This is a genomic window from Rathayibacter sp. KR2-224, assembly GCF_049446075.1.
GTDB lineage: Bacteria > Actinomycetota > Actinomycetes > Actinomycetales > Microbacteriaceae > Humibacter.
Genome location: NZ_JBMSEB010000001.1, coordinates 2,656,955 through 2,681,120, shown reverse-complemented (window position 1 = coordinate 2,681,120; position 24,166 = coordinate 2,656,955). Strand labels below are relative to the sequence as shown.

Below are 24,166 nucleotides of genomic sequence, written 5' to 3'. Positions count from 1 at the left end.
AGCAACCTCCACTTCAATCCCATTGTACGAGTTGTTCCGAGTGCGTCGCGCGGATATCCCCGCCGGCAGGCCACCGGGCGCCGGCGATCTCGCGCGCCTCGGCGGGCGCCCATCCTGAGGAGAACCATGTCTGATTCCACTTCCGTCCGCCCCTCACTGGGCGGCACCTACCCCATCGCCGGGCGGCCCGTCGCGCGCGTCGGCTACGGTGCCATGCAGTTGATGCGCCTCACCGGCGAACCGGATGCCGCGGCATCCGTTCTGCAGCGTGCGCTCGACTCCGGCGTGAACCACGTCGACACGGCCGACTTCTATGGCGACGGATTCGTCAACGAGGTGATCAGGACGGTCGTGGGCGATCGCGACGACGTGCTCGTCGCCACCAAGATCGGCGCCGTGGCCGACGAGAACGGCGGGGCGGTCCCGTTGCGCCCGGCGCAGCGTCCGGAGGAGCTCGAGGCGAGCATCCGCAACAACCTCGCAACGCTCGGGCGCGAGAGCCTCGACCTCGTCTACATGCGTCGACTCGACTCGGGTCCGGGGCTGCGGGCGCAGGCCGAGCAGGATGTTCCGCTCGAAGACCAGCTGGAGGTGCTGATCCGACTGCGCGACGCGGGCGACATCCGAGCCATCGGGCTCAGCGGGGTGACGCTCGAGGTGCTGCGGCAGGCGCTGCCTGCGGGCATCGCTGCCGTGCAGAACGCGTACAGCGTGATCGACAGGCAGTTCGACGACATGCTTCGCGTGACGATCGATGAGGGCATCGCGTGGGTGCCGTTCTTCCCGCTCGGCGGCGGCATCGCGTGGTATCCGAAGGTGACCGAGCAGGCGGCCGTGCGTCAGGCGGCGGATCGACTGAGTGCGACGCCTTCGCAGATCGGGCTCGCCTGGCTGCTGCAGCACAGCGCGAACACGCTGCTCATCCCCGGCACGGCGAGCGTGGACCACCTCGATGAGAACCTCGCGGTGGGCGACCTGGTGCTGGACGCCGAGACCGTGACGCAGCTCGATGCCCTCGTGCCTGCCGGATCGGGGCCGGTGAACTGGGTGCCGGAGCAGTCAACCCGCTCCGCCGACGCCTCCGGCGAATAGCAGCCGGGGTGTGCGCCTCGCCCAAGTCGGCCGTTTAGGCGGGAGGCAGCGACGTGTCGATCTCGCGCAGCACGTAGTCGAGCTCTTCCTGCGTGAAGAGCCCCGGATGCCTCACGAGCACCTTGCCCGACGGCGACAGGATGACGGTGAAGGGGAGGCTGTCGACGCGGAAGCGGGCGGCATCCGTACCTTTGCTGTCGGCGATGAGCGGAAAGTCCAGGCCATACCTGCTGGCCGCCGCACGTGCCTGGACCGTCGGGTCGTCCACGTCGACCCCGACAAAGTGCACGGCAGCGCCGACGGCGCGATGCTCCGCTTCGGCGGCCGGCAGCTGCTGAGCGCAGGCCGTGCACGTGCTCGACCAGAAGTCGACGACCGTGTAGTGACCGTGATCGGATGCCGTCGAGAGCGACTGTGAGCCGTTCAGGTTCGAGCCCGTGATCGGTGAGGGCGTGTCACCGACGTCCGTTCCCCCTGCAACGGTCGTGGGCAGGTCCGATCCCGCAACGGCGCCCCGCTGGGAGGACGGCAGAGCATCGTTCGCGAGCAGCGCGAGGCCATGCGAGAACGGGCCGGTGTCTGCGTCTTCGGCACCGAACTGTGCAAGGTCGACCTCGCGGCCGTCTGGGCCGACCACGAAGATCTCGGTGCCGTGCTGCACGGAGTGCTGCGCCGGATCGAGCTGGATCGGGACGCCGAACGCCTGCGCTGTGCGGGCGAGGGTGGCCGGGTCGGCTGTGCCGAAGTACCAGTTCGGCAGCCCTGTCAGCCCGTGCTGCTCTGACCACGCTTCCACGTCGGCAGGAGCGGGGAAGTACGGATTGGCGTTGACCGAGACGAACGCCACGTGAGCGCGTGCTCTTGCGCTGAGGTCGTGATCGGCCGCGATGACGTCTTGGGCGAAGAGAGCGCACAGATCGGCGCACCTGTCGTCGTTGAATGTGAGCACGACAACCTTGCCGAGGAACCGGTCGGCGGTCATACGGCTGCCGTCCTCGTTGGTGAGTGTGTACTCGGGCTGCTTCACCGTGCCGACGCCGCGCATCGGGTCGAGCGCAAGAAGCGTAGCCGTCGGCTTGTTCATGCCCGCCCGGAGGTAGTCGCGCGAGGCATCCTGCGCCTGACTTGCCCCGCCCCGGCCCGCAACGGCGAGCAGCACGGCGACCAACGCGGCGAGCGCCACAGAGGCGGCGACGAGGACGGCGCGTCTTGGTCGGCGAACGGGAGACGGCGGATTCCGGGTCATGCTGAACCTTTCTCGGATTCGGGTCGATGGCCGGCTTCGCTCTCCGACCGCCTGAGCGCGAGCACGAGCAGCGATGCGCAGACCACGACGGCCGACACCACCGCCACGACGGGCCAGGTCGCACCCAGGCCAGCCGTGACGGCAGACTGCGCACGATCGACGTAGGCGATCGACCACGCGAGCGGGTCGGGCATGCCGAGTGCGTTCATCCCGTACCCAATGGAGTACAGCCCGACGACGATGCAGAGACCGCCCGCGATGCGGGGTACCACGACCGACGCCCTGCGCATGATCCTCAGTACCGCGCCTCCGGCGAACGCGGCGAGCACCGAGGCTGCGGTGACGAACAGCCCCATCCCGAGTGCGTACGCCACAAACGCCGCGAATCCGAACACGACGGATCCCGTCGAGAAGGATGCCCCGACTCCGGCGAGAAAGATCGGCAGCGAACAACTGAGCGAGCCGACCGCATAGGCGACGCCGAAGCCGGCCATGGCGAGCGCACCCCGCCCGGTGGGGAACACCACGCCGGGCAGGCGCAAGCGAGGCATCCGATCGAGCACGGCGAGCACACCCAGGAAGCAGAGCCCGGCGCCGATCACGAGCATCGCCCACGGCGCTACCTGCATCACAACGCCGGCCAGCGACCCGGCCACGAGTCCGAGAACGCCGAACGTGCCCACGAACCCGGCCGTCAGGCAGAGGCCAGCACGGAGTGCGGCGCACAGCCGGTCGTACCATGCCCGCGAGGACGCGTCCACGAACATCGCGAGGTAGGCAGGCAACAGCGGGAAACCGCACGGATTGAGCAGTCCGACCAAGCCCAGTGTGAATGCGTAGGCGAGGGTCGCGCCCATCATGGTTCCGCCCGATCCCGGCCGGCCAGGGCGGCCAACCTGGCGTTGTACTCCTCCAGTTCCGTGTCGCCGTAGCGTTGCGCTCGCCGGTCCGCGTGTGCCGCGCGACGGGCATCCGTGCGCTGCCACTGCAGGAAGAGCACTCCGAGCACCAGCAGCGTGGGCAACTCGGTGAAGCCCCAGGCGATGCCGCCCGCCGTCTGCTGATCGGAGAGTGCACTCGCCGTCGACCAGGTGGGAGGCACAGCGAAGAAGCGCACCAGCACCGTCGTGGCCATCATGAACACGACGCCGAAGAAGGCGTGGAACGGCACAGTGGCCGCCAGCTCGGCGATGCGCAAGACCGGGCGTCCGAAAGCACCCATGAGCCCCGCACCGCGTCTCGGGCTCGGATCGACGCCGAGGATGCCCCAGAAGTAGAGCATGCCGATCAGCAAGAAGTGCAGGACCATCAGGTTGTGGCCCCACCAGGTGCTCATCAGCCAGTCGAACAGGGACGTGAAGTAGAGGCCGTAGAGGCTGAGCAAGAAGAGGGCCACCGTGACGGCGGGGTTCGCGATCACGGCTGCGGCACGCGAGTGCAGCACGTCGAGCACGACCGATCTGGCGCTGCGCCGCCGCCCGGCGGGCAGCGCCCTCAGAAGCAGCGTCACGGGAGCCCCGAGCATGAGCAGGATCGGCGTCAGCATGCCGACGACCATGTGCTGCACCATGTGCACGCTGAAGAGCATCATGCCGTAGCCGTCGAAGCCAGTGGCCGTCATCAGCTCCCAGCTGGCGATGCCGAGCAACCACCATGCCGCGCGGCCGATCGGCCAGGCATCGCCTCGCCGGAGGAGCACGACGACGCCTGCCAGGTAGGCGAGGAGAAGTGCCAACCCGATGAGCGGCAGGATCGGGATGGGCTGGGGGTGGAAGGCGAACAGGCGCGCGAGCGTGAGCGGCTGCGCAGGCATCCACATGGGCCCCGACATGGAACCGGATCCGCCGCCGTGCATGTCAGAGCCCCAGGGGAAGCAGGTCGTCGACAGCCGGTTCGCCCGCTGCCGTGGCGAATGCCTGCAGCGCCGTGGTCAGTTGCGCGCGCTCCGCATCGGGCATCTGGTCGAGTACCGCTTGGATGCCCCTCCTGCGGCGCACCGTGACGGATTCGACCAGCCAGCGACCGTCATCCGTCAGCTCGAGCAGGACCTCGCGGCGGCTTTCCGGGTTCTCGGCTCGGGCGACCCAGCCACCAGCGACCATGCGATCCACCGAACGGCTGAATGTGGAGACGTTCGCGCCGAGACGGTCGGCGAGGGCCCCTACCCTCGTCGGGCCCATGGATGACAACAGCACCAGCACGCGGAACTGCGGAAGCGACACGGCCTCCAGCGCCGGCGCTACGGACTGGGCGACGATACCCAGCAGCGCGCGCGATGCGGTGAGCACTGCCTCCGCGTCGCCCGCGATGGCGTGATCAGGCTTCGTCATGCGGCGCCTCTCCCCTCGACTGGTGACCGGCCGTCGGCCCGGACCGAGTTTATTGCATCACTACAATAGTTGCGTGAGTACACGGAAAGATCGCACCCTGGCCTGGTTTCGAGACAGTCGTTATGGCCTCTTCCTGGCGTCTCTCGTCGTCGGACTGGGCGCTGCCTTGGGCGCGGTCGCGTTCCGCTGGCTCGTGTACGGCATGACCTGGCTCGCCACCGGGCACGCCGAGTTCGGGCAGAACGGATATGTCGCAAGCGGACATCTACCCTGGCTGGGCCTGGCGTTCTACGCGATCATCCCCATCGTCGGCGGGCTCGTCTACGGTCCCATCGTGCACAGGTGGGCGAGTGAGGCACGCGGACACGGAGTGCCCGAGGTGATGCTTGCCGTCGCCGAAAACGATGGGCGCATCCGTCCCCAGGTGTCGGTGGTGAAAGCGCTGGCGTCTGCCGTGACGATCGGCACCGGCGGTTCCGTGGGGCGCGAGGGCCCGATCGTGCAGATAGGTGCGGCACTGGCATCCGGTCTTGGGCAATTGGCGAGGATGCCCAGCGGCAGGCTGCGCATCCTGGTCGCGTGCGGCGCGGCCGGCGGCATCTCGGCCACGTTCAACGCACCGATCACGGGAGTCTTCTTCGGTGCCGAGATCATCCTGCGTGAGATCTCGGCCGGCTCGCTGTTCGCGATCATGCTGTCGTCGATGGTGGCCGATGCCATGGCCAGGAGCATCATCGGGTCGGCCCCGTTCCTGGCCGCGTTCCCGCAGAACGCCGAGCTGCACCACAGCGTGAACTACCTGCTCATCGCTGTGCTCGCCGTGACGACCGGTTTGATCGGGCAGGTATTCCGATGGCTGCTCTACGCCACCGAGGACGTGTGCGATCGTCTCTGGCGGGGCAGGCCGGAGTGGCTCAGGCCCGCGGCGGGTGGCGTGGTGCTCGGGCTCATCCTGCTCGCGCTGCCCCAGCTGTACGGCGTGGGATATCCCGTGATGTTCAAGGCCATTGCCGGCAACTACACGGTCTGGTTCCTCTTGCTTCTGGCCGCCGGAAAGATGATCGCGACCTCTGTGACGATCGGGATCGGCGGGTCGGGCGGCGTCTTCGCACCCTCACTCTTCATCGGCCTCATGTGGGGCAATGCGTTCGGCCTCATCGCCGACCACGTGTTCGGCCCTTCGGCGGGCTCGCCTGCCTTATATGCCGCGGTCGGCATGGGCGGCGTCTTCGCAGCAGGAACCAGGGCTCCACTCACCTCGTTCGTCTCGGTGCTGGAGATGACCGGGGACTTCGCATTGGCGCTTCCTGTCATGCTCACCACCGCCGTCTCGGCGCTCATCTCGCGTTCTCTGGCGTACGGGACGATCTACACGACCAAGCTCCTGCGGCGAGGCCATGATGTGGAACGCATCCAGGACCGCCACTACCGCCAGCTTCTCGGCGACAGAGGCGACGAGCCGTCGGCCGCCTGAATGGAATTGCGCGATGTTGGTGAGCCCGGTGCTCCAGCGCAACCCCGTGTGACGCATTCGAAGCCGGCGTTACACTCGCCGCCGTCGCGGGCAGCCTCGACCGGGCTGCCGCGCCAACAGATGAAACCCGTCACGACGTGAGAGAGGGAATCATGGCTGAATCGAAGGACCAGACCACGAAGGGGCGCGACCAAGGAGAAGACACCGAGGTCGGCGCGGGCCCGGACGGCGGCGCCGTGCGGCACGGCCCTGAGGAGTCGAAGTCTCTGAAGTACTCGCAGGAGATCACCTCGCCAGAGGACGATCCCGAGCGCGAGGGCCGCAGCCTTGTCACCACCAATCACGAGGTGATCAAGCAGTGGGCCGAGGCGCGCGGCGGCCGACCCGCGACCGTCGACGGAACCGAGCACGGCGACCACCTGGGAGTGCTCCGGTTCGACTTCGGGGAACAGACCGACAAGCTGCGCGAAGTGAGCTGGGACGAATGGTTCGACACGTTCGACCAGCGCGGGCTCAACTTCATCTACCAGGAGGAGAAGTCCGACGGCAGCCAGTCCAACTTCTTCCAGTTCGACAACCCGGGACGCGAGGACGCCTGAGTCGCACTACGTCGGCGATGCCTTGCGTGCTGCGAGCGGTCTCGCGCGCATTGTCCGGACTTCGGCGCTGCACGCAAGCGCTGACGGCCGGGGTTGCCGCCGTCATCTGATGTGAGCATGGATCTCGGCATCGCAGGCAAGAAAGCGCTCATCACGGGCGGCGACTCCGGCATCGGCTGGCACACGGCGCGTGCCCTCCTCGACGAGGGCGCGACGGTCGTGATCAGCGACCTCGACCAGGCCAGGCTCGATGCCGCGGCCGATCGGCTGGATGCCGCACCGGGCACGCTGCACGCGTTCGCGGCCGACATCACCAGCCTCGACGACCTCGCCCGACTGCACGAACGCACCATGGATGCCTGCGGCGCCATCGACATGCTCGTGCACTCCGCGGGCGTCACCGGTGCCCAAGGGACGTTCGATGAGATCGACGACGACGGCTGGACGAGCACGATCGAGACCGACCTGCTCGGCCCCGTTCGCACCACCCGCGAGTTCCTGCCAGACCTGCGCCGCGGATGGGGCCGACTGGTGTACATCGCCTCAGAGGATGCCGTGCAGCCGTACGCGAACGAGCTTCCGTACTGCGCCGCGAAAGCAGGCATCCTTGCGCTCGCCAAGGGTCTGTCGCGGTCGTACGCCAGGGACGGCCTGCTCGTGAATACGGTCTCGCCCGCGTTCATCCACACCCCGATGACCGACGCCATGATGCAGAAGCGAGCCGACCAGCTGGGCGTGGGCTTCGACGAGGCGATCCGGTCGTTTCTCGCGGAGGAGCGGCCCTTCCTGGAGCTCGAGCGGCGCGGCGAGCCGCAGGAGGTGGCATCCGTCATCGCGTTCCTGTGCTCGGATGCCGCGTCTTTCGTCGTCGGGTCGAACTACCGCGTCGACGGCGGCTCGGTCGCGACCATCTGAGCCGCGGCGCGACCATCTGAGCCGCGGCACGACCCCGCGCGCGGCCGGGCTTCAGCAGCAATTGATCAATCGATGAGAGGAACACAGGCATGCAGATCGGATACAAGCTCTCGACCGAGGCCTTCGGCCCGCAGGAGATCGTGCGCCAGGCGGTGCGCGCTGAGGAGTCCGGCTTCGATTTCGTGGAGATCAGCGACCACTACCATCCGTGGCTCGAGGAACAGGGGCACTCGCCCTTCACGTGGACGGTGCTCGGCGCCATCGCCGCGCGAACGGAACGCATCGGGATGGCCACCGGTGTGACCTGCCCGACGTTCAGGTACCACCCGGCGATCATCGCCCAGGCGGCTGCCACGCTCGCCGTTCTCTCCGACGGTCGCTTCACGCTCGGTCTGGGTGCAGGCGAGCGCCTCAACGAGCACGTTGTCGGGGCGTTCCCCGGGGTGCACGAGCGCCACGACCGGCTGCGTGAGGCGATCGAGATCATCTCGATGCTGTGGCTTCCCGGCTATCACAGCTATGACGGCATCTATTACACGATCGATGACGCCCGGGTGTTCGACCTGCCGGAGACCCCGCCGGTCATTGCCGTGGCGGCGAGCGGCGACCTGTCTGCGGCGATCGCGGGTGAGCTGGGCGGCGGGCTGTTCGCGGTGGAGCCGAAGGCATCCATCGTCGAGACCTTCCGTTCGTCCGGGGGAACCGGTCCGATGTATGCGGAGGCTCCTCTGGCCTGGGCCAAGAGCGAGCAGGAGGGCGCTGAGGCCGCCCACGAGATGAGCCGCTGGGCGCTGGCGGGCTGGAAGGTCATGAGCGAGCTGCCGAATCCGGTGAACTTCGAGGCGGCATCCGGTTCGGTGCGTGTCGAGGATGTTCGGGCGAAATTCGCGTGCGGACCCGACGTCGAACGGCACCTCGAGATCGTGCAACCGTTCCTCGACGCAGGCTTCGACCACATCGTTCTGCAGAACGCCGGCCCCGATCCGGATGGCTTCATGGACTTCTTCGCGGCAGAGCTCGGTCCTCGGATGCGCGGCGACGCCGCGTAGGACCGCGTAACCACGGCGAGCGGGCCGGTGTCAACCGCTCGTCTGCGGGTCCGCGCGCAGTCAGGCTGTCATAAAGGGGCCGAAAGGCGATTCACAGCGCACCGTTCCATCCGGTCGCGCCACAACTTAAGGAGCCGGCGATGTCGGATGTTCTTGACAGAGTGCTGACCGGCATGGAGTTTCCGGCGACGACGGACGACCTTCTGCGCGAAGCCGCCCGACGCGGATGCGATCCGGAAGCGCTGAGCCTGCTGCGCAGGCTCCCCAACCGCTCCTATCACGGTGTCACCGAGGTGAAAGCGACTCTCAGGCGCATGCCGCAAGAGGCGAACGCCTCGGTCATGTGACGAGCGGCGAGCGCTCTGCCGTCTGACGGGCCGTCGGGGCGCGCGCAGGTACTTCTGCTGTCACAAAGTGGAAGGCCCAGACAAGGGCGTGCGCTCGCTCACGTCACGTTGGCGATGATCACCAGGAGCCACACGACGGTCCAGACCGGGATGGCGGCGAAGACGCAGGCGAGCAGCACGAGTCGCGGAGGCTGCGGCAGCAGAAAACGCACCGCGACCAGCGCGGCGTAGAGCACCGCGACGATGACCGCACCGAGCACGGCCATGGGCACGCTGTTGCGCACCTGGAGCAGGAGCACCGCGACACAGATGGCGGCCATGACGCCCCCGACGACGAGCCACACTCGGCCGCTGGAGGTGCGCAGCGCAGGCTGATTGCGAACCATCGTTGGGTCGCGGCGGGCATCCGGCGACCGTGCGTCGTTCTGTCTCGCCATGGCATCCATACTGCTCCGATGGCCCTGCGCCGCCGGAGGGCTTGACTACTCCTCCTTCTCCTTCTTGGCAACCACTTCTACCCCCAGCGGGGCGGTGGTTGCTTCGAAGGGTCGCTGTTGTTCCGTCCGGGCAGCGAATTCCGAGTGCGAAAGCACCCCATGGAGAGCGAGGAGCACCATGCCGCCACGACACGTCACCCGCGCAGCTCGCCGCGAAACCGAACGGGCATCCGAGCGCATCCGGCGCCGGCAGCGCTCGAGCGAGCGATTCCGCGATATTCAGCGCCAGGATGCCGACGGCAGCCGACAGAACCGGGACGAGCTCGTCGTGCGCCACCTTCAGCTGGCCGACGCAATCGCCCACCGTTACGCGGGCCGCAGGCAGGATGCCGACGACCTGCGTCAAGTCGCGTACCTCGGCCTGGTGAAGGCTGCAGAGCGTTTCGACGCCACTCGTTCCGACGAGTTCGCCTCGTTCGCCGTGCCGACCATCGCCGGCGAGATCAAGCGGCACTTCCGCGACAACTCCTGGTTCGTTCGGCCGCCGCGCTCCCTGCAGGAGCTGCGGTCGACGGTCGAGCACGAGGTGCCGCGTATGGCGCAGCAGCTCGGACGCGAACCAAGCAGAGGAGAGATCGCCGAACGCATCGGCCAACCTGCCGACCGGGTCGACGAGGCCATCAATTGCGGTCGCGCCATGCGGCCGCTGTCACTCGATGCTCCGGTGCTGACCGGCGGCGAACACGCCACCTTCGGCGACACGCTCGACGCCGGAGACCGCACCCTCGAGCACGCGGAACGGGTGCAGGCGCTGCGCCTCGCCTGCCTGAAGCTCCCGCCGCGTGAGCGTCTCATCATCTATCGGCGCTTCTACGAAGACCGCACGCAGTCGGAGATCGCGCAGGAGATCGGCGTGACCCAGATGCAGGTGTCACGGTTGCTCACCTCGACGCTCGCGCGCCTGCGCACACTGCTCGACGAACCGGACTCGCTCGCCGCGTAACCCGGATCCGCCGCCCTTTTTCAGGCCATACGCGCCCCCGTCCACACTGTGTGGCCGGCCGGCCGTATGGCCTGAAAACGTGTTGGGATCGGGGGCGCACGGCCGGCCGTATGGCCTGAAAACGTGTTGGGGTACCCGCTTTGGTTCGTCAGGCCAGCAGGCCGTGTGCCGCTGCGAGCACGTCGTCGACGGTCACGGCGAGCAGCGCGGGGTCCGGCTCTGCCGCGAACGTCTCGCCTCGGCGAACGGATGCGTCGGTGAGGGCGACATGCGGACCAGGCGGCGGACCCCACTCCTCCACCGGCGCAGGGCCGAAGATCACCACAGAGGGCGTGCCGTACGCGGATGCCAGGTGCGCGGCCCCCGTGTCGGCACTGACCACGAGGCGCGCGGCCGCCACCAGAGCGGCGAGTCCGTCGAGGGTGAGGCATCCCGCCAGCATCGAATCAGTCGGGAGCCCGGCGGCCCGCACGACGGCCTCTGCCCGCTGAACATCGGCGTCGCCGCCCGTGACGACGACTCGCTCGCCCTCCGCGTGCAGGGCGGCCGCCACTGCGGCGAACCGGTCGACTGGCCACTGCCGGGAGCCGTAGAACGCCCCGACGTGGATGACGACGGCACCGGGCACCACCGCGGGTTCGCTCGGGGTGAGGATGCCTACATCGGGGTCGCGAGCATCCGCCCCGAACGCGTTCACCAGCCTCGCCCACCGCACGCGTTCGTTGATGCCGTCGACCCAGTCCGGCTCGCGAGGGTCGAGGCGCTCCGGCATGCCGGGGACGGGTCCTCCGCCGCCCGGACCGTTCGCGTGCTGAATGACCAGACGTGCTTCGAGTGCGGCGATGGCCGACCGGCTCTCCTGGCCGTTGCCGTGCAGGTTCGCCGCGATGTCCGCGGTACCCGGCTCGAGGTGGATCGGGGCGTCGAGGCCCCTGGTGGGTAGCAGGGCGTCGACGCCTGGAACCAGGCGAGCGATGGGCTCGAGCCAAGCGGGCGCCGCGAAGACGAGCGCGTGGTCGTCGAACGTGCGGGCGAGAGCCTTCAGCGCGGGCACCGCGACGAGCAGATCGCCCAGCTTGAGGGCGCGCAGCGCGAGGAGCATCGGTCGGTCGTCGGGCGGGGTGAAGCGCAGCATCGGCGGCATGGATAACAGGTTGTCGGCTGGGCGTGCGAGCGGTCCAGCCCTTGCATCCTTCGAGAAGGAGAAGAAGTAGTGAAAACGCGTTTGCATCGCTGCTACTGCGGGAACTACTCCTTCATGACCGAAAGTCGCAGAGCTACGCCGAACACGGAGACGACAGGTGTGAAGCCGGCCGCCGTTCCGTTCGACGCCGTGCTGTTCGACCGAGACGGCACCCTCGTCGTGAACCTGCCGTACAACGCCGATCCGAGCCGCGTCGAGCCCATGCCGACGGCCGTGGAGACGGTGCGCCGGCTGCGCGAGGCAGGCGTTCTCGTCGGCGTCATCACCAACCAGTCGGGCGTCGGCAGAGGACTCATCACCCCCGAGCAGTTGCGCGCCGTCGACGCCGCCATCGATGACCTGATCGGGCCGTTCGACGTGTGGGAGGTATGCCCGCACGTGCCCGAGGACCACTGCGGATGCCGCAAACCGGCGCCCGGGCTCGTTCTCGCCGCGACGGCCCGCCTCGGCGTCGATCCCCGCCGCACCCTGGTGATCGGCGACATCGGCAGCGATGTGGATGCCGCCGCCGCCGCGGGCGCGTCGGCCGCGCTCGTCCCTACGCCGGTGACCAGGCAGGAGGAGGTCGACGCGGCCGAGCTCGTGGCACCCGACCTCGCGACGGCCGTGGAGCTGGCGTTCTCGAGAGCGGGGCGGCCGCTGTCACCGGTTGGAGCCGCCCTGTGACGGCCGGCACGATCAAGGACAGCTCGCCGAAGGGCGGAAGCAGCCGGAACATCCTCGTCGCACGCCTCGACAGCATGGGCGACGTGTTGCTCGCCGGTCCCGCCGTGCGCGCCGTCGCGGCATCCGGCGCTCGGGTCACCATGCTGTGCTCACCACGCGGATCCGCCGCCGCCGGCATGCTCCCTGGCGTGGCGGAGGTCATGGAGTGGGACTGCCCTTGGATCAGCGCAGATGCTCCCGACCTCAACGCGGAGAGCACGCGCGAGCTCGTGCAGAGCATCGCGACACACGGATTCGACGAGGCGGTCATCCTCACCTCGTTCCACCAGTCGCCGTTGCCCCTCGCGCTGCTGCTCAGGCTCGCCGGGGTGCCGCGCATCGGCGGGGCATCGGTCGACTACGCGGGCACCCTGCTCGACGTGCGGCTGCGCCCGGGCGACGAGCCGGGCGACGACCTGCCCGAGGGCATCCCGGAAGCGGAGCGAGCCCTGCGCATCGCCGAGGCGTGCGGGTTCCGCCTGCCCGAGTCCGACCCCGGCCTGCTGTCCGTGCACGGTGCAGTCGCGGCGACGGGGATGCCCAAGCCCTACGTCGTGCTGCATCCCGGGGCTACGGCGCCGGCCCGCACGTGGACGAAGGAGGGATACGCGGCGGTCGCCTCCGCCCTGATCGAACTCGGCGTGCACGTCGTGGTCACGGGAACCGGTGACGAGCGGCCGCTGACCGCCGCCGTCGCAGCGCACGGAGGCACGGACCGCGGGGGGAAGCTCGACCTGCCTGAACTGGCGGGCGTGCTCGCCGGAGCGGCGGTCGTCGTCAGCGGCAACACCGGACCGGCTCACCTCGCGGCAGCCGTGGGCACACCCGTCGTGAGCCTGTTCTCGCCGGTCGTACCCGCCGTGAAGTGGGCGCCGTTCGGTGTACCGCACGTGCTGCTCGGCGATCAGCAGGCCGCGTGCGCTGGGAGCAGAGCCCGCGTCTGCCCTGTGCCCGGGCATCCGTGTCTCTCCGGCATCACGACCACACAGGTGGTGGATGCCTGCCTGTGGCTGGCCCCGAAGCTGCTGCGCCGGCCGCGGAGCCGCGGTCGCACTCATGTCGTGCCGTCGAGCGGCCGGGCGCGAGAGGCGGTGGCGCCGTGAAGATCTTGATCTGGCACGTGCACGGCGGATGGATGAACTCTTTCGTGCAGGGCGACCACGAATATCTGCTGCCGGCCACGCCGCAACGCGACGGCTGGGGACTCGGCCGTGGTGGCCGTTCCTGGCCCGCAAACGCGCGCGAGGTGGCCCCCGAGTCGTTGCGGCAGGAGCGGCCGGATGTCGTCGTGCTGCAACGGCCCGACGAGCTCGCCGAGGCGGCCAGGCTGCTGGGCGGGACACCCGGTCACGACCTGCCGGCGCTCTACCTCGAACACAATGCGCCGCGACCGCACGCGGTGGCCAGCGTGCATCCGCTGGCGGATCAGCGCGACATCCCGATCGTGCACGTGACGCATTTCAACGAGCTGTTCTGGGACAACGGCATGGCGCCGACGACCGTGATCGAGCACGGCATCGTCGACCCAGGCCACCGCTACACAGGCGAGCTCGACGCCCTGGCCGCGGTGATCAACGAGCCAGTGCGGCGAGGCCGCATCACCGGAACCGACCTCCTCGCCAGGTTCACCGACCTTGCGCCGGTCCACGTGTTCGGCATGAAGACAGACGGCCTGGCGGAGGCGATCGACGATCCAGGGGTGGTGCCGAGCGGAGACCTGCCGACGGACCGGCTGCACACCGAGCTGGCACGGCGACGCGCGTACCTGCATCCCGTGCGGTGGACATCGCTCGGGCTCTCGCTGCTCGAGGCCATGTATCTCGGGATGCCCGTGCTCGCCCTTGCCACCACCGAAGTGGTGCGGGCGGTGCCGCCTGGGACAGGCGTGACGTCTACGAATCCGGACGAGCTGCGGGCGGCGGCGTCCACGCTGCTGGCGGAGCCAGAGCGCGCCAGGGAGCTCGGCGAGGCAGGAAGGGAGCACGTGCGCCAGGCGTACGCGTTGGAGAACTTTCTCGAGCGCTGGAACACCGTGCTCGACGACACGGTCGCAGCCTGGCGGCTGCGGCATCCTCACCGGCGCCGCATGGAGCCGAGCGCGGCAGGTGCCGCACGCGGCTCACGCGGGGGCCGGATCGACCGCCGGCCCGGCGCCGGCTTCACAAGGGACTTCGGGCCCACAACGGAAGGAGCACCATCGTGAGAATCGCCATGGTTTCCGAACACGCCAGCCCCCTGGCATCCGTCGGAAGCGTGGATGCCGGTGGGCAGAACGTGCACGTCGCCGCGCTCAGCAGAGCGCTCGCGGCGCAAGGTCACGAGGTCACCGTCTACACCAGGCGCGACTCCTCCCAGCTGGCCCACCGCGTGGCTCTAGCCCCTGGCGTCTACGTGGTGCACGTGGACGCGGGGCCGGCAACACGCATCCCGAAAGACGACCTGCTGCCCTACATGCCGCAGCTCGCCGAGGGCATCGCGGCCGACTGGGAGACGCGCGGGGCGCCCGATGTCGTACACAGCCACTTCTGGATGTCCGGACTCGCCGCCCTCGGCGCAGTCGAGAGCATCCCGACGTCGCGCATCCCCGTCGTGCACACGTTCCACGCGCTCGGTTCTGTGAAGCGCCGGTTCCAGGGCGCGGCCGACACGTCACCCACCGCGCGGCGCTGGCTCGAGCCGCACGTCGGCAGCCGTGCGGCGGCGATCGTCGCTACGTCGACCGACGAGGTGCTCGAGCTCGGCCGCATGGACATCGCATCGGGAAAGGTGCATGTCATTCCGTGCGGGGTCGACCCGAAAGCGTTCAGCGCGAAGGGGCCGAAGGCGCCGAAGGCTGCCAGGCTGCGCATTCTCAGCGTCGGTCGTCTCGTACCTCGCAAGGGCGTCGACATCGTGATCGACGCGCTCGCACGGCTGGTCAAGAACGGCGTCGACGCCGAGCTCGTGGTGCTCGGCAGCTCGGGTGGCGCGTCCGAGGCGGACCCGGAGGTGGCGCGTCTTGCCGACAGTGCGAAGGCATCCGGTGTCGCCGACCGGGTGCGGTTCATGGGTCAGGTCGACCAGACGGAGCTCCCCCGGTGGTACCGCTCGGCCGATGTCGTGGTGTGCACGCCCTGGTACGAGCCGTTCGGCATCGTGCCGCTCGAGGCCATGGCGTGCGGTGTGCCCGTCGTGGCTGCAGCCGTCGGCGGCCTGCGCGACACCGTGGTCGACGAGGGAACGGGGTTGCTGGTGCCACCCTTCGACGCGGATGCCACGGCTTCCGCGATCGAGCGCCTGCTCACCGACCCGGAGACACGGACCGAGTACGGGCGAGCGGGGCGCGAGCGCGTGCGCACCAGGTACACCTGGGAGCGTGTGGCGGCCGACACGGCCGACCTCTACGCGCACCTGGCCGCGCCATCGCCCGCGAGGACCTTCGCGACCGGCGGTACGGCATCCGTCGGCGCGACACCGAAGGTCGCGGCAGGCGCTGCGGGGGGTGGCTACCGATGACGAGCATCGAAGCGCCCACTCGTAGCGCGTCCCGGTTGCGTCAGGGCGGCGCCGCGGAGCACATCGAGTCGCTGGCCCCGTCGCTGCTGGCACTGCAGGGCCAGGCAGCGCGCATCGACGCCTGGGGCAGCGAGCTCGCCAACCGACTGCACGGCGGCGCACGCCTGCTCGTCGCGGGCAACGGCGGGTCGGCTGCCGAGGCACAGCACCTCACCGCCGAGCTGGTCGGGCGATTCCAGGACGACCGCCCCGCGTTCTCCGCCCTTGCCCTGAATGCCGAGACCTCGAGCATCACGGCCATCGGCAACGACTACGGGTTCGAGGAGGTGTTCGCCAGGCAGGTGCGGGCCCACGCGCGGGTCGGCGACGTCGTGCTGCTGCTCTCCACGAGTGGCGCGAGCGAGAACCTGCTCGCCGCGGCCGCCGCAGCGCACTGGTGCGGAGCACTCGTGTGGGCCATGACCGGCCCGGCCCCGAACCCGCTGGCGTCGGCGAGCGACGAGGTGCTCGCCATCGACGGCCCGTCTGCACACGTGCAGGAATGCCAGCTCGTGGCCATCCATGCCCTGTGCCGCGTGTTCGACAGCCGGGTCGAACGATTGCAGAGGACGAGATCATGAGAATCACCGTCGTTGGCGACACGCTGCTCGACGTCGACGTGCGCGGAACGGCCGAGCGGCTGCTGGCCGACGCCCCGGCGCCCGTCGTCGACGTTCAGACCATCGTGCGCCGCGCAGGCGGCGCTGGCCTCGTGGCCTGCATGCTGCTGGCCGACGGGCACGACGTCGACCTCGTGACCACGCTCTCCGACGACGACGCCGCGGGCTACGTGCGCGGATGCCTTGCTGGCGCGAACATCGTCGCGTCGCCCTCGGGCATCCCTACGCCCGTGAAGACGAGGCTGTTCGCCGGCACACGGCCCCTCGCACGCATGGACGAGGGCTGCGGCGACGCGCCGCCCGCGCTCGTGACGCCCGAGATGATCGAGACGATCGAAGACGCGGAGGTGATCGTCGTCGCGGACTACGGGCGGGGGCTCGCCGATGATGCGGACTTGCGCAGGGCGATCGCGCGGCGCAGCATCGACATCCCTGTGGTGTGGGACCCGCACCCACGAGGCGGTCGCCCCGTGGCAGGCGTGACCGTCGCCACGCCCAACCTCACAGAAGCCATCCGTGCCGCAGGGATGCAGGGAAAGGATGCAGCCGCCGCGGCAGGATCCGCGCGCGTGCTCCGCGGAGAATGGGCCTGCCCCGTCGCCGTGACGCTCGGCGAGATGGGTGTGCTGCTGGCCGACGCGCTGGATGCTCCACCGTCGATCCATCAGGTCTCCCGGGTGACGGCGGTGGATCCGTGCGGTGCAGGCGACCGGTTCTCCTCCGCGCTCGCCGTGGCACTGGCATCCGGTGCGGCGCTCCCTGACGCCGTGGCGACGGCTGCCGACATCGCTGCACTGTTCCTTGCCCGTGGCGGCGTCTCCGCGCTCGGCACTCAACGTGCGCCCCGGTTCTCGGGACCGGGATCCGCGGCGCCCGAAGCCGTCAGCACCGCGCGCGAACGCCACGGGGTCATCGTCGCGATGGCGTGCGACAGCGACACGCTCACGCCAGAAGACGTCAGGCGGTTCCTGGCCGCACGGGCACTCGGGGACTCCCTCGTGCTGGTCATCGACTGCATCGAGGGCACGCCGAGCGCCGTGGAGAACCAGCGCATCGAGGCACTCGAGCGGGCGCTGCTCGCTCTGGAGTGCGTCGACGAGGTGGTGCTGGCCCCGAGGGCCGAGTTCGAGTCCTTGCTGCGGTCGCTCCGGCCGCACGTGTGGGTGGAATCGGCGGATCCGCGAGACGGCGGACGCCTCGATCCCGGACTCGCCGCGTCGTGGGGCGGCCAGCTCGTGACGCTCGCGTACGGCGAGCGGCACGTCGTTGAGCCGCGGCCCCGCCGAGAGGCGAACCTGCGCGCGGTGCCGAGCCTGGCATCCGCCGTGCGAGCCATGCCAGAGGGCAGGCACGCGAGCCCTGCGGCCCAGATCTCCGCTGTGCCGAGGGCCGGCCGGGCCGCGGCAGGCGACCGGACGGGTCCCAGAAGAACTGGGCATGAGGTGACCTCCACCAAATTCACACCTGCAGAACTGACACCGACAGAACTCGCACCGACCGAGTTCGCATCGAGAGAGAGGAACGAAAGCCGATGACGGGTAGAAGGATCATCGTCACGGGCGGAGCCTCGGGCCTGGGAAGGGCCGTCGCCGAGGCATTGCGCGAGAACGGGGACACACCGATCGTGTTCGACCTGGCCGCAGGCGAAACGGGGGCCAGTGGCGACGGGCTCGAGGCGGTGAGCGTCGACGTGACGGACCGCGAAGCCGTCGAGGCCGCCGTTGCGCGGGTCGGGGAATCCGGCGATGTCGACGGGGTCGTGACCGCGGCCGGCATCGACCGGTGCGGCTACCTGCACGAGGTGCCTGCAGCCGAGTGGGAGCGGGTCATCTCCGTGAACCTGCTCGGCACGGTCTCGGTGGTGCGGGCCGTCCTTCCCGAGCTGGAGCGCACCCACGGCCGCGTCGTGACGGTGGCGTCGACCCTCGCGCTCCGGGTCGCCGAGGGCGCTACGGCGTACTGCGCGTCGAAGTTCGGCGTGCTCGGCTTCTCGCGTGCCCTTGCCGCCGAGACCAGGGGACGGGTTGGCGTCACGACTCTCGTGCCCGGCGGCATGGACACCCACTTCTTCGACGACCGGCCGGAGTCGTACAAGCCGCCAGCCGACGCCAAGCTGAACCGGCCAGACGATGTGGCGCAGGCGGTGCTGTTCGCGCTCAACCAGCCATCCGGCTGCGAGGTGCGCGAACTCGTGGTGTGCCAGGAGTACGAGGGCTCGTGGCCGTGATGTCGAGGCGTTTTCGGAGCACGGCCGGCCTTTCCGGAGTCCGGCCGTGTCTCACGAACTGCGAGGTCTCGGGCGGCGGCTCGTAGGAGCCCACCCCACGGCCGCGTTCACCGCCCGAGCAGCTCCAGGGTGCTCTCGTACACCTCACCCCATTGCACGCCCGCGACGAACGACTTGTCGTGCTCGCAGCGCTCGGCGCCGGATACCTGGGTGCAGTCAGCTCCGCAGACCGGGCAGTGCGTGGTCCATCCGAGGTGCACCCTGTGACGCGAACGGGTGAGCGGCCCCGCGTTGATCAGGTTGCCGATCCAGTAGACCGCCACGGTGGCGGTGCCGAGAGCGTGTGCGAGGTGGCGAGGTCCGCTGTCGTTCGCGACCACGACGTCCGCATCGCCCAGCACCGCTGCAAGCCCCGCGAGGTCGAGCCGGCCCGCGACGGATGCCACCCGCGCACGTTCGTCCCACCGCTCGGCTCCCTGCACGACGGCGTCGCACAGCTGCCGCTCCCCATCGTCGCCCACCACGACGACGGTCGCGCCGTCGCGTGACAACTCCGCCGCCACGCGCCCGAACCGTTCTGCGGGCCACCTCCGACGGGCATCCGTCGCGCCCGGGTGCAGCACCACGAGCGGACGGTCCCCCACCGTGACTCCCGCGGCGGCGAGCGCCTCGACCCCGGATGCCCCTGGCACGCGCGCGAGCATCGGCTCGCTCCCGTAGCGGCTCGGCGCTGCTCCGGCGAGCGCCACCACCTCGAGCCCTCGTACGAACTCGTTCTGGTAATAGAGGTACGGCATCGTGCGCTCGAGGTCCGTGGCGTCCGGTGTGCGGGTGCCGACCGTGTGGCGCGCGCCGAGCCGGCGCACGAACGGGTTCGAGTTACGTCCACCACCGTGCAACTGCACGCCCAGGTCGAAGCCGCGGGTGCGCATCCTGGTGAAGAAGGCATCAACTTCGGAAGGGTCGGACTGCCCGGCCCGGATGCCCTCCGCCGGCGGCACCACCACGACCTCGTCGGGCGGGCCAGGGCGGCCGCGCATCAGCTGGGCGGCCATGGGCGATCCGAGCACCACGATCGTGCTGTCGGGATACGCCTCGCGCAACGCATGCAGCGCCGGGAGCGCGAACAGGAAGTCGCCGAGGCCGCCGCCGCGCAGCACTGCGATGTTGGCGACATCGGGGAACTTCTCCGCAATCGACGGCCGGTCTTCGTGCAGACGCGCGCGAGCCGTGAATTGAGGCTGATCGGATGCCGTCACCTGCGAAATCGTCGACATGTCGGTCCTGTTCCCCGCTGCGACCGCTCGGAAACCCCGAGGCTCGCGGGTTGCAAGTTCTGGAGCCCGAACCTGCCGTCAGTAGTGGTCGCGCGCCTGCAGGATGACGACGTGTTCGTCTGCGACGTAGTACACGAGCCGATTCGCGCTCGAGCAAGGTACCCGCCGGGAGTCGTCGAAGGGCGTGTAACGGGCCATGCGAGTGGGTACCAGCCCACTGAGTCAGAAACGGCGAGCACGCATATGAGTGCGAGCGAGCACGAGCGAGAAGCACGAGAGCGAACGACATGAGGAGGCGCGCATGGCCGAGCCGATGCTCTGGTTGACCGAACCCGAGGCGAGCGGAGAGATCGCCATCGTCGACCCCCACGACGGGTCACCGCTCGAGCCGGTTCCCGTGGCGGCGGAGAACGAGGTCGAGGATGCCGTCGCCGCAGCCCGCGAAGCACGCGCGAGTTGGAAGGCGGTCCCGATCGCCGAGCGCGGCGGCATGCTGCACCAGGTGGCTCGCGCTCTCAGCGAGCGCGCCGAGGAGGTTGCGGAGCTCAACCACCGCGAAACGGGGCGGCCGACGGACGAGGCGCTGGCAGGCGTCATGGCCGGCATCTCCGGTCTGGAGCAGTACGCCGAGTACGCGCCGCTGCACAGGGGCAACAGCTTGAACGGCCCCTCGACGGCGCTCGACCTCGAACGACGGGAACCGCGAGGCGTAGCGGCCATCGTGACGCCTTGGAACGATCCGGTGGCGGTCGCCTGCGGGCTGATCGGCGCCGCGCTCGTCATGGGCAACACGGTCGTGCACAAGCCGAGCGAGCGATGCCCTGCGACGGGACGGATGCTCGGCGAGGCGTTCGCAGGCATCCTTCCCGCGGGCGTGTTCCACACCGTGATCGGCGGACCGCAGCTGGGCGCCGAACTGGTCGGGAACCCGGACGTCGACGTGGTCGCACACGTCGGATCGACCAGCACAGGCCGGGCGATCGCCCGCATCGTCGCGGGAACCGGCGCACACTTCATCCGCGAGAACGGCGGCAACGACGCGCTGATCGTCGACGAGGGTGTCGATCCGGACTGGGCGGCGGAACAGGCGGCGATCGGCGCGTTCACCAACTCGGGTCAGCTGTGCACCTCCGTTGAGCGCATCTACGTGCCGCAGGGCATCGCCGACGAGTTCGTGCGGCGACTGACCGAGCGGGCGAACGCGCTGAACGCCCCTCAGCAGAACGCGCCGTTCTCGCTCGCACCGTTGGTCGACCAGCGGCTGCGCGAGCAGGTCCATGCGCAGGTGGAGGAGGCATTGCAGGGCGGCGCTACGGCCGTGTGCGGCGGCGAGATCCCGACCGGAGAAGGTTCCTACTATCCGGCGACGGTGCTCACCGGGTGCGCGAACGACCTGCGCATCATGCGTGAGGAGACGTTCGGACCGGTCGCTCCCGTGCAGGTGTGCGCAAGCTTCGAGGATGCCCTCGCCGCGGCATCCGACGACGCCTACGGCCTCGCGTGCACCGTGCTGACGCACTCTCTCGAGCACGCGCTGCTCGCCGTCGATCGCATGGACGTGGGAACCGTGAAGGTCAACGGTGTCTTCGGCGGAGCTCCCGGCGGTGCAGCGCAACCCCGCAAGGCCAGCGGCGACGGCTTCGGCTACGGTCCTGGGCTGCTCGACGAGATGAGTCACGTGAAGGTCGTGCACTTGGAAGGCGGTGTGCTGTGAACGGGCGCACAATCGATGCGGTTCACGCGATCGGGCAGCGCAGACCGCGCATCGCGGTGGTCGGCGACCTCATGCTCGACATGTGGTCGTACGGGGCGGCAGGCCGGCTCGCCCGTGAAGCGCCGGCGCCTGTGGTGGAGGTGCGCGAGCGCCGCCAGGCGCCAGGTGGTGCGGGCAACACTGCGATGAACCTGGCCGCGCTCGGCGCGGACGTGGTGTGCTTCGGCATCGTCGGATGCGACGCTGCGGCCGACACGCTGCTGGCCTGCCTGACCGAGGCCGGCGTCGACACGTCCGGCATCGTCAGGCATGCCGAAGCGCGCACACCGGTCAAGCACCGCATCGTGTGCGACGACCAGGTGCTGCTGCGCCTCGACGAGGCGCCGTCGGCAGCGCCGCAGGATGCCGTCGACCGGCTCATCGAGGCGGCGAACGCGGTTGCAGCGGATGCGTTCGTCATAGGCGACTACGGATCCTCGGCCATGGCGGCAGCGGCCGAGCGGTTGCGCCCGGCGCCGACGGCTGCTGTACGGCCGCTCATCGTGGTCGACGCGCACGACATCTGCCGGTGGCGGGGCATCCGTGCCGACATCGCGACGCCGAACGCATCGGAGGCGGCAGCCGCGATCGGCGTGAGCGCACCGGAGCGCGGCGACCGGGCATCCTTCTTCGCCCAGCGCTCGCACGAGCTGCTCACGTGCTCGGGCGCGAGCGCCGTCGTCGTCACGCTCGATCGCGACGGCGCTGTGCTGCTCGCGCCCGAGGTGCCCGGCGCCCAGCTGCATCGCACCCACGCGCACCGGGTGTCGGAGAAGAACGCCAGCGGCGCGGGCGACACGTTCGTGGCCGTGCTCGCGGCTGGGTGCGCGAGTGGCGCGGAGATCGCCGACGCGATGGACGCGGCACAGATCGCCGCCGACGTCGTGGTGCACAAGCCCGACACGGCGGTGTGCTCGCTCGACGAACTCGCTTCCCGCGCAGACGCCAGCCACGGCGTCACGCTGTCGGCCGCCGACCTCGCCAGGCGAGTGGAGTCGCACAGGGCACGTGGCGACCGCGTCGTGTTCACGAACGGATGCTTCGACGTGCTCCACCGCGGCCACACCACCTACTTGCGGCAGGCGAAGGAGCTCGGCGACGTGCTCATCGTGGCCGTGAACGACGACGAGACGGTGCGCCGGCTCAAGGGACCGAACCGCCCGGTGAACCCGGCGCACGACAGGGCCGACGTGATCGCGGCGCTCGAGTGCGTCGACTACGTCACGATCTTCGCGGAGCCGACGCCGGTCGAACTGATCAGCGCCCTGCAACCCGACGTCTACGTCAAGGGCGGCGACTACACGGCCCAGATGCTGGAGGAGGCCACGGTCGTCGAGTCGTACGGCGGTGAAGTGGTCTTCGCGGACTACGTGCCCGATCACTCGACCTCCGGCATCGTCGAGCGCATCCGTGCGGGGGTGGCATGACGGCGGAGAACTCGATCAGCCGACGGCAGGCCGCGGCCTGGGCGAGTGGCCACGCGGCGTCAGGGCCGCGCGTGGATGTGCTCATCCCCACGCGCGACCGCCCGTCCGCCCTCGCCGTGACGCTCGCCGGGCTGGCCGCACAGGACGACCCGGCGTTCGCGGTGATCGTGAGCGATCAGTCCCGCGTGCCTGTCGCCGACGACCCGTCCGTCTCGGCCATGGTTCGGGTGCTCCGAGCCCAAGGGCGGAAGGTCGACCTGCTCAGGCACATCCCGCCTCGGGGCATGGCCGAGCAGAGGCAGTTTCTGCTGCACCAGGCATCCAGCGAGCAGGTGCTCTACCTCGACGACGACGTGTGGCTGGAGCCGGGAAGCCTGCAGCGCATGTGTGGGGCCCTCGACGAGCTGCGCTGCGGCTTCGTGGGCATGGCCGTGCAGGGCCTGTCGTATCTCGACGATCGCCGCCCGCACGAGCAGGCCGTGTACGAGCCGTGGGACGGGCCAGTGCTGCCGGAGCGCGTCGACCGCAGTTCCGCGGCTTTCGACCGGCACCGGTTGCACAACGCCGCCAACCTCACGCACCTCGCAGCAGAGCAGCGACTGGATGCCCACGAATGGCGCCCGTACAAGGTCGCCTGGATCGGCGGGTGTGTTCTGTACCGCACGAGCGCCCTCGTCGAAGCCGGGGGTTTCGAGTTCTGGCGCGACCTGCCACAGACGCATGTCGGCGAGGACGTGCTGGCCGAATGGCGCGTGATGGAGCGGTTCGGCGGGGCGGGCATCCTGCCGAGCGGCGCGGTGCACCTCGAGCTGCCGACGACGCTGCCCGACCGGGAGGTCGAGGCATCGGTGGCCGTCGGCGCGTCCGCGTTGGCAGAGACACGTTGACGCACGGCGCCAGTGCCGAACCACGAGAGGAAAGGAAGCG

Annotated in this window: 24 protein-coding genes; 17 read left to right on the top strand and 7 right to left on the bottom strand. The window is 69.5% G+C overall.

Translation table 11 applies throughout. The annotated features are described in order from the left end of the window. Positions 1-126 precede the first annotated feature (126 nt). A complete protein-coding gene (locus tag ACO2Q7_RS12345) occupies positions 127-1,092 on the top strand; it encodes an aldo/keto reductase (RefSeq protein ID WP_423355894.1) in 966 nt (321 codons plus the stop codon). Positions 1,093-1,126: 34 nt separating this feature from the next. Here the strand turns inward: ACO2Q7_RS12345 and ACO2Q7_RS12340 are convergent, their stop codons facing one another. Genes ACO2Q7_RS12340 through ACO2Q7_RS12325 form a run of 4 tightly spaced genes read right to left on the bottom strand, consistent with a single transcriptional unit; the run spans position 1,127 to position 4,668 of the window. Continuing rightward, on the bottom strand, positions 1,127-2,338 hold the full coding sequence (locus tag ACO2Q7_RS12340) for a redoxin domain-containing protein (RefSeq protein ID WP_423355893.1): 1,212 nt from the start codon (positions 2,336-2,338) through the stop codon (positions 1,127-1,129). Beyond that, the gene (locus ACO2Q7_RS12335; protein WP_423355892.1) at positions 2,335-3,195 is read right to left on the bottom strand and encodes a cytochrome c biogenesis CcdA family protein; all 861 of its coding nucleotides are present in this window, start codon (positions 3,193-3,195) and stop codon (positions 2,335-2,337) included. Before ACO2Q7_RS12335 ends, ACO2Q7_RS12340 begins: the two co-directional genes overlap by 4 nt. Then, complete coding sequence (locus ACO2Q7_RS12330; RefSeq protein WP_423355891.1) at positions 3,195-4,169, bottom strand: cytochrome c oxidase assembly protein; 975 nt, start codon at positions 4,167-4,169, stop codon at positions 3,195-3,197. The genes ACO2Q7_RS12335 and ACO2Q7_RS12330 overlap by 1 nt, the downstream gene beginning before the upstream one ends. 25 nt (positions 4,170-4,194) lie before the next feature. Beyond that, a complete protein-coding gene (locus ACO2Q7_RS12325) occupies positions 4,195-4,668 on the bottom strand; it encodes a MarR family winged helix-turn-helix transcriptional regulator (protein ID WP_423355890.1) in 474 nt (157 codons plus the stop codon). A 73-nt stretch (positions 4,669-4,741) separates the two neighbouring features. Between ACO2Q7_RS12325 and ACO2Q7_RS12320 the strand changes: the two genes are divergently transcribed. The 5 genes from ACO2Q7_RS12320 (at position 4,742) to ACO2Q7_RS12300 (ending at position 9,052) form a co-directional block, all read left to right on the top strand. Continuing rightward, a complete protein-coding gene (locus ACO2Q7_RS12320) occupies positions 4,742-6,142 on the top strand; it encodes a chloride channel protein (protein WP_423355889.1) in 1,401 nt (466 codons plus the stop codon). A 152-nt stretch (positions 6,143-6,294) separates the two neighbouring features. Then, complete coding sequence (locus ACO2Q7_RS12315) at positions 6,295-6,741, top strand: hypothetical protein (protein WP_423355888.1); 447 nt, start codon at positions 6,295-6,297, stop codon at positions 6,739-6,741. A gap of 117 nt (positions 6,742-6,858) precedes the next feature. Continuing rightward, a complete protein-coding gene (locus ACO2Q7_RS12310; RefSeq protein ID WP_423355887.1) occupies positions 6,859-7,656 on the top strand; it encodes an SDR family NAD(P)-dependent oxidoreductase in 798 nt (265 codons plus the stop codon). Between the two features lie 89 nt (positions 7,657-7,745). Then, positions 7,746-8,705 carry a TIGR03557 family F420-dependent LLM class oxidoreductase gene (locus ACO2Q7_RS12305; RefSeq protein ID WP_423355886.1) on the top strand — a complete coding sequence of 320 codons (960 nt, stop codon included), beginning with the start codon at positions 7,746-7,748 and terminating at the stop codon, positions 8,703-8,705. Between the two features lie 140 nt (positions 8,706-8,845). Next, positions 8,846-9,052, top strand: coding sequence for a DUF2795 domain-containing protein (locus ACO2Q7_RS12300; RefSeq protein WP_423355885.1), 207 nt, complete (start codon positions 8,846-8,848; stop codon positions 9,050-9,052). Positions 9,053-9,150: 98 nt separating this feature from the next. On the opposite strand, the gene ACO2Q7_RS12295 is transcribed toward ACO2Q7_RS12300, so the two are convergent. Beyond that, complete coding sequence (locus ACO2Q7_RS12295; protein WP_423355884.1) at positions 9,151-9,489, bottom strand: hypothetical protein; 339 nt, start codon at positions 9,487-9,489, stop codon at positions 9,151-9,153. 178 nt (positions 9,490-9,667) lie between these two features. On the opposite strand from ACO2Q7_RS12295, the gene ACO2Q7_RS12290 reads away from it, so the two are divergent. Beyond that, positions 9,668-10,492: a SigB/SigF/SigG family RNA polymerase sigma factor gene (locus ACO2Q7_RS12290; protein ID WP_423355883.1), complete on the top strand. Its 825-nt coding sequence runs from the start codon at positions 9,668-9,670 to the stop codon at positions 10,490-10,492. Between the two features lie 148 nt (positions 10,493-10,640). On the opposite strand, the gene ACO2Q7_RS12285 is transcribed toward ACO2Q7_RS12290, so the two are convergent. Beyond that, positions 10,641-11,636, bottom strand: coding sequence for a glycosyltransferase family 9 protein (locus ACO2Q7_RS12285; protein ID WP_423355882.1), 996 nt, complete (start codon positions 11,634-11,636; stop codon positions 10,641-10,643). 114 nt (positions 11,637-11,750) lie between these two features. Between ACO2Q7_RS12285 and ACO2Q7_RS12280 the strand changes: the two genes are divergently transcribed. The 7 genes from ACO2Q7_RS12280 (at position 11,751) to ACO2Q7_RS12250 (ending at position 18,782) form a co-directional block, all read left to right on the top strand. Then, positions 11,751-12,362, top strand: a complete 612-nt coding sequence (locus tag ACO2Q7_RS12280) for a D-glycero-alpha-D-manno-heptose-1,7-bisphosphate 7-phosphatase (protein ID WP_423355881.1) — start codon at positions 11,751-11,753, stop codon at positions 12,360-12,362. 74 nt (positions 12,363-12,436) lie between these two features. Beyond that, a complete protein-coding gene (locus ACO2Q7_RS12275) occupies positions 12,437-13,504 on the top strand; it encodes a glycosyltransferase family 9 protein (RefSeq protein WP_423356023.1) in 1,068 nt (355 codons plus the stop codon). Further along, positions 13,501-14,604, top strand: coding sequence for a glycosyltransferase (locus ACO2Q7_RS12270; RefSeq protein ID WP_423355880.1), 1,104 nt, complete (start codon positions 13,501-13,503; stop codon positions 14,602-14,604). The genes ACO2Q7_RS12275 and ACO2Q7_RS12270 overlap by 4 nt, the downstream gene beginning before the upstream one ends. Beyond that, entirely contained in the window at positions 14,601-15,896 is a 1,296-nt protein-coding gene (locus tag ACO2Q7_RS12265) for a glycosyltransferase (RefSeq protein ID WP_423355879.1), read from the top strand. Before ACO2Q7_RS12270 ends, ACO2Q7_RS12265 begins: the two co-directional genes overlap by 4 nt. After that, positions 15,893-16,516, top strand: a complete 624-nt coding sequence (locus tag ACO2Q7_RS12260) for a D-sedoheptulose-7-phosphate isomerase (RefSeq protein WP_423355878.1) — start codon at positions 15,893-15,895, stop codon at positions 16,514-16,516. The genes ACO2Q7_RS12265 and ACO2Q7_RS12260 overlap by 4 nt, the downstream gene beginning before the upstream one ends. Then, a complete protein-coding gene (locus ACO2Q7_RS12255; protein WP_423355877.1) occupies positions 16,513-18,090 on the top strand; it encodes a PfkB family carbohydrate kinase in 1,578 nt (525 codons plus the stop codon). Before ACO2Q7_RS12260 ends, ACO2Q7_RS12255 begins: the two co-directional genes overlap by 4 nt. Beyond that, the gene (locus ACO2Q7_RS12250; RefSeq protein WP_423355876.1) at positions 18,087-18,782 is read left to right on the top strand and encodes an SDR family oxidoreductase; all 696 of its coding nucleotides are present in this window, start codon (positions 18,087-18,089) and stop codon (positions 18,780-18,782) included. The genes ACO2Q7_RS12255 and ACO2Q7_RS12250 overlap by 4 nt, the downstream gene beginning before the upstream one ends. Before the next feature lie 107 nt (positions 18,783-18,889). Here the strand turns inward: ACO2Q7_RS12250 and ACO2Q7_RS12245 are convergent, their stop codons facing one another. Beyond that, a complete protein-coding gene (locus ACO2Q7_RS12245) occupies positions 18,890-20,059 on the bottom strand; it encodes a glycosyltransferase family 9 protein (protein WP_423355875.1) in 1,170 nt (389 codons plus the stop codon). A gap of 301 nt (positions 20,060-20,360) precedes the next feature. Here ACO2Q7_RS12245 and ACO2Q7_RS12240 point away from each other — a divergent pair, with 301 nt between their 5' ends. From ACO2Q7_RS12240 to ACO2Q7_RS12230, 3 genes are read left to right on the top strand one after another with little or no spacing between them, the layout of a single operon-like run. Further along, positions 20,361-21,773 (top strand): aldehyde dehydrogenase family protein, encoded by a 1,413-nt coding sequence (locus tag ACO2Q7_RS12240; protein ID WP_423355874.1) that lies wholly within the window; start codon positions 20,361-20,363, stop codon positions 21,771-21,773. Then, positions 21,770-23,239 (top strand): D-glycero-beta-D-manno-heptose 1-phosphate adenylyltransferase, encoded by a 1,470-nt coding sequence (gene rfaE2 / locus ACO2Q7_RS12235; protein ID WP_423355873.1) that lies wholly within the window; start codon positions 21,770-21,772, stop codon positions 23,237-23,239. The genes ACO2Q7_RS12240 and rfaE2 overlap by 4 nt, the downstream gene beginning before the upstream one ends. Next, positions 23,236-24,126 carry a glycosyltransferase family 2 protein gene (locus tag ACO2Q7_RS12230; RefSeq protein WP_423355872.1) on the top strand — a complete coding sequence of 297 codons (891 nt, stop codon included), beginning with the start codon at positions 23,236-23,238 and terminating at the stop codon, positions 24,124-24,126. Before rfaE2 ends, ACO2Q7_RS12230 begins: the two co-directional genes overlap by 4 nt. Positions 24,127-24,166 lie beyond the last annotated feature (40 nt).